5 protein-coding genes and 1 pseudogene are annotated in these 4,652 nt (G+C 65.1%); 2 read left to right on the top strand and 4 right to left on the bottom strand.

Annotated features, from left to right (window positions below; genetic code table 11):
- On the top strand, window positions 1-1,132 hold a 1,132-nt coding region (locus tag RMO25_RS02880; RefSeq protein ID WP_309661103.1), incomplete at its 5' end, for a gamma-glutamyltransferase.
- 4 nt (window positions 1,133-1,136) lie between these two features.
- Window positions 1,137-2,882, top strand: coding sequence for a long-chain fatty acid--CoA ligase (locus tag RMO25_RS02875; protein ID WP_309661102.1), 1,746 nt, complete (start codon window positions 1,137-1,139; stop codon window positions 2,880-2,882).
- 12 nt (window positions 2,883-2,894) lie between these two features.
- On the opposite strand, the gene RMO25_RS02870 is transcribed toward RMO25_RS02875, so the two are convergent.
- From RMO25_RS02870 to RMO25_RS02855, 4 genes and pseudogenes are all read right to left on the bottom strand, one after another.
- The gene (locus tag RMO25_RS02870) at window positions 2,895-3,302 is read right to left on the bottom strand and encodes a hypothetical protein (RefSeq protein ID WP_309661101.1); all 408 of its coding nucleotides are present in this window, start codon (window positions 3,300-3,302) and stop codon (window positions 2,895-2,897) included.
- Between the two features lie 18 nt (window positions 3,303-3,320).
- A complete protein-coding gene (locus RMO25_RS02865) occupies window positions 3,321-3,725 on the bottom strand; it encodes a hypothetical protein (protein WP_309661100.1) in 405 nt (134 codons plus the stop codon).
- A 49-nt stretch (window positions 3,726-3,774) separates the two neighbouring features.
- Window positions 3,775-4,494: a hydroxyacylglutathione hydrolase gene (gene gloB, locus RMO25_RS02860; protein ID WP_309661099.1), complete on the bottom strand. Its 720-nt coding sequence runs from the start codon at window positions 4,492-4,494 to the stop codon at window positions 3,775-3,777.
- Window positions 4,494-4,652 (bottom strand): annotated as a pseudogene (locus tag RMO25_RS02855) (VOC family protein); the annotation flags it as partial. The gene gloB and the pseudogene RMO25_RS02855, both read right to left, overlap by 1 nt.

Below are 4,652 nucleotides of genomic sequence, written 5' to 3'. Positions count from 1 at the left end.
TTTCGGACGGGACGGCCATCCGCTGCCGGTCGGCACGATCATCCGCAATCCCGCGCTGGCCGGTTTTCTTGCGCAGCTCGCGCAGCGCGGGCCCGACAGCTTCTACGTCGGCCCCAACGCGCAAGCCATCGCCGCGACGGTGAATGGCAGCGCGCACAACCCGTCTCCGATGACGGTCGGCGACATCGCATCGTACGACGCCAAGCCGCGCCCCGCGGTGTGCGGCAATTATCGCGGCTACCGCATCTGCGGCATGGGCCCGGTGTCGTCGGGCGGGACCACGGTGTTCGCCATCCTCAAGCAGCTCGAGCGCTTCGACCTCGCTGCGCTCGGCCCGCATAATCCGGCCAGCTGGCATTTGATCGCCGAATCGATGCGGCTGGCTTACGCCGACCGCGACAAATATCTCGCCGATCCCGATTTCGTCGACGTGCCGGTGACCGGGCTGATCGATCCCGGCTATCTCGACCAGCGCTCGGCACTGATCGCGGTCGACCGCACCTTGGCCGCTGCTGACGCCGGCGTGCCGCCGGGCGCAACCATCGCCGCTTGCCCGCGTATTACCCAGCCCGAGAGGGGCACGTCGCACTTCGTTGCGGTCGATCGTTGGGGCAACGTCGCCTCCGAAACCTCGACGATCGAAAGCGCGTTCGGCTCGGGGCTGATGGTCAACGGCTATTATCTCAACAATGAGCTGACCGATTTCAGCTTTGTCCCCACGAAACTCGATTGCCCGATCGCCAACCGCGTCGAGGGCGGCAAGCGCCCGCGCAGCGCGATGAGCCCGACCATCGTCTGGGGACCCGACGGTCGCGTCCGGCTCGCGCTTGGCGCGGCGGGCGGAGCGACGATCATCGCCCAGGTCGCCAAGGCGATCATCGGCGTGATCGATTGGAAGCTAACCGCACAGCAGGCGATTGCATTGCCGACGCTGTTTGCGCCTGGCGACACGGTCTATCTCGAACAGGGCACGTTCCTCGAACCGATGGCGCCGCAGCTTCGCGCGCTTGGCCACGCCAAGATCGACTTCAGGCCGCCGATGACCTTCAAAGGCAACGCTATCGAGCGGGCGGGAGGCCGCTGGATCGGCGCCACCGATCCCCGCAGCGAAGGCGCGGCGGTAAGCGAGTGACCGGATGACAGCCCGCCAGCTCGAGCATTTTCCCAATCTCGTTTCGATGTTCCTGGCCCGCGCGGCCGAGAAAGGCGACCGGCCGTTCCTGTGGGCCAAGCGCGACGGCAGCTGGCAGGCGGTCAACTGGCGCGAGGCGGCGCGGCAAGTGGCGGCGCTGGCCGAAAGCCTGATGCGCATGGGCCTCGAGCCCGGCGACCGGGTGATGCTGGTCAGCGAAAACCGGCCCGAATGGCTGATCGCCGACCTCGGCATCATGGCCGCCGGCTGCGTCACGGTCCCGACCTACACCACCAATACCACGCGCGATCACACCCATATCCTCGGCAATTCGGGGGCCAAGGCGGTGATTGTTTCCAACCAGAAACTGGCCAGGACGCTCGTTCCGGCGGTGCTGTTCTCGTCCGACTGCCACCACATCATTGGCATCGAGGACATCCGCACCGGCCAGGTCAGCGACGAAGCCACCTATCACCATTGGGATGAGTTGATTGTCGGTGAGCCGGACCGGCTGGCGCTCGAGCATCGCCTCAAGGCGGTCAAGCGCGAGGACCTCGCTTGCATCATTTACACCAGCGGCACCGGCGGCGCGCCGCGCGGCGTGCAGCAGCACCATGGCGCGATCCTCGCCAACATCGCCGGCTGCGCGGATATCATCTCGACCGACTTCGGCTGGGACGACGAAGTGTTCCTGTCGTTCCTCCCAGCCAGTCACGCGTACGAGCATTCGGGCGGGCAGCATTTCCCGGTCGGGCTCGGCGCCCAGATCTATTATGCCGAGAGCCTCGAGAAACTGGCCGCCAACATCGAGGAGGTCGGGCCGACGATCATGGTGGTCGTTCCGCGCCTGTTTGAAATGCTGCGAATGCGGATCCTCAAGACCGTCGAGAAGGGCGGCGTCTCCGACTATTTGCTGAAGCGCGCGCTGGCGATCGGTTCCGATCACTATCGCGGCAGGATCAAGCCGTGGGATCTGCCCATGAGTGGAATTCTGTCTCTGACTCTTCGACGCAAGGTTCGTGGGAAATTTGGCGGCCGAATCAAGGCCATGGTCTCCGGCGGCGCGCCGCTCAATCCCGAGGTCGGGTTGTTCTTCCACTCGCTCGGCCTGACCTTGCTGCAAGGCTACGGCCAGACCGAGGCCGGGCCGGTGATCAGCTGCAACCGACCCCGCGCCGGCATTCGCATGGATACCTTTGGCCCCCCAGTCAAAGGCGACGAAGTGCGCATTGCCGAGGACGGCGAGATCATGATCCGCGGCGAGCTCGTGATGCACGGCTATTGGCGCAATCCCGAGGAAACCGCGCGGGTGCTCCAGGACGGCTGGCTCGCGACCGGCGACGTCGGCCACCTCGACGAGCGCGGCCGGATCGTGATCACCGACCGCAAGAAGGATCTGATCGTCAACGACAAGGGCGACAATGTTTCGCCGCAACGGGTCGAGGGCATGCTGACTCTTCAGCCGGAGATTGCCCAGGCGATGGTCGTCGGCGATAGCCGCCCGCACCTCGTCGCGCTGCTGGTCCCCGAAGCGGATTATGCCGGCGAGGCCAATTTGCAGCAGATGCTTGGGAAAGCGGTCGACCGGGTCAATGCGGAATTGTCGATTCTCGAAAGGGTGCGCCGCTTCATTATCGCCGACGGCCCGTTCACGATCGAGAACGAAGAGCTGACGCCGTCAATGAAAATCCGCCGCCACGTGCTCAAGCGAGTTTACGGCGAGCGGCTCGACTCGCTCTACGGGAAATAGCGAGCGGAGGCTTTAGCGGCTCGGCTTGGTATACGGCACGAAGTCACCGATCACGCAGCTGCCGACCGTCATGCCCGTGCCGGTATCGATCACTTCCGCGATATCGCCTCGGCATAGCCCGATCCCACCGGTTCTCCGGGTCAGCAGGGCGAAGAAGCCGCTGCCCAGATGATTGCAGGACCCGCCCTGGAAATCGTTGCGATAAACCGTCCTGCCGTCGCGGAACAGGACAGTGCTGTCGTCGATCACGACCATGTCGTTGGAGCGATAATCGGATAGGCACGAGATTGGCGGACTCGCCGTTCTGCCGGCCAGCAGCGACTGGAGGTGAGCGTCGGCTTGCGGGCTGCGCTCGACCGGCTGGACCGGGGCACAACCGCCGATCGCTACAGTCAGGATAAGCAGAGACAAGCTGCGCATGCAAACCTCCTGGCGCCGTCAGCTGCGCGGATTGGTGTACGGAATGAAATCGCCCAACACGCAGGTTCCCACGCCAATGCCGGCGCTTAGATCGCGAACGTCGGCGATATCGCCGCGACACAAGCCACTGCCACTGGTCCTCGTCACCAGCGCGTAGTGGCCCCGGCCAAGATTCGAGCAGGTTCCGCCCTGGAAGTCGTTGCGATAGACTGTCCGGCCATTCTTGAAGACGACCGTGCTATCGTCGATCACGATCATGTCGTTGGCGCGGTAGTGCGGGAGGCAGGATATCGGCCGTCCGGCCACCTTGCCAGCAAGCAACTTGTCGAGATGAGCTTCGGCTTCGGCGGTGCGGCCGGGCTGCGGGCCGACCGCGCAGGCGCCCAGCGCCGCGGTCAGCAGGAGGAAAGACATGCTGCGCATCGCAAACCTCCTATGATGTGCGTGTCGAACCCATGAGCGCTCGCGAAGCTTAACGGAAGCTGTCTTTTTCCGCTCGAAGCCTCGCGAATTCCTGCCAGTCCGAAGCGCGCACGAAGGGGTTGGTTGCGCGTTCGCAAGCGACCGTCGTGGGCAGCGTCACTTGGCCCTCAGCGCGCATCTGCTCGACCTCGGCCAGACGTGCCGCGATGGCCGGATTGTCGGGCTCGGCGTGCGCAGCGAAGCGCGCGTTGGCGAGCGTATATTCATGCCCGCAATAAAGCGCGGTTTCTTCCGGCAGTGCGACCAGCCGCTGCAAAGACGCGTGCATCTGTTGAGCGGTGCCTTCGAACAGCCGTCCGCACCCCATCGCAAACAGGGTGTCGCCGACGAAGGCAATGCGATCATCTTCGAAGACCAGCGCGATATGGCCGAGCGTGTGGCCGGGGATTTCGATCACCCGGCCATCGTGGCTGCCGATGCGCAGCGTATCGCCTTCGGCCAGCGCGACATCGCGCGCGCCGATCGTCTCTGCCGCCGGGCCGGACACCTTGGCACCGGTCGCCGCCTTGACCGCGGCATTGCCGCCGGTGTGATCGGGGTGCCAGTGCGTGTTCCAGACCTGGGTGATGGTCCAGCCGCGGCGGGTCGCTTCGGCCAGCGGCGGGGCGGCGTCGCCGGGATCGACCACCGCGGTCTCGCCGCTGTCGGCATCGTGGACCATCCAGATGTAATTGTCGGAGAAGGCCGGGACGGGGACGATCTCGAGCATCACCACTCACCCGAATTGGGCATCGATGCCCACGGCTCGGCCGGGGCCAGCGCGCCGTCTTTCTGCAGCAGTTCGATCGAGATCCCGTCGGGTGAGCGGACGAACGCCATGTGGCCGTCGCGCGGTGGACGGTTGATGGTAACGCCCGCGTCCATCAG

This window comes from Sphingomonas sp. (assembly GCF_031361285.1).
In the GTDB taxonomy this organism is placed as follows: domain Bacteria; phylum Pseudomonadota; class Alphaproteobacteria; order Sphingomonadales; family Sphingomonadaceae; genus Sphingomicrobium.
The sequence above is the reverse complement of the archived record's forward strand: the minus strand, read 5'-3'. Positions and strand labels throughout refer to the sequence as shown.

Bases quoted from the DNA above. Each gene is read 5' to 3' on its own strand.
- RMO25_RS02870 (WP_309661101.1), bottom strand. From the start codon at position 3,302: ATGCGCAGCTTGTCTCTGCTTATCCTGACTGTAGCGATCGGCGGTTGT.
- RMO25_RS02875 (WP_309661102.1), top strand. From the start codon at position 1,137: ATGACAGCCCGCCAGCTCGAGCATTTTCCCAATCTCGTTTCGATGTTC.
- gloB (WP_309661099.1), bottom strand. From the start codon at position 4,494: ATGCTCGAGATCGTCCCCGTCCCGGCCTTCTCCGACAATTACATCTGG.
- RMO25_RS02865 (WP_309661100.1), bottom strand. From the start codon at position 3,725: ATGCGCAGCATGTCTTTCCTCCTGCTGACCGCGGCGCTGGGCGCCTGC.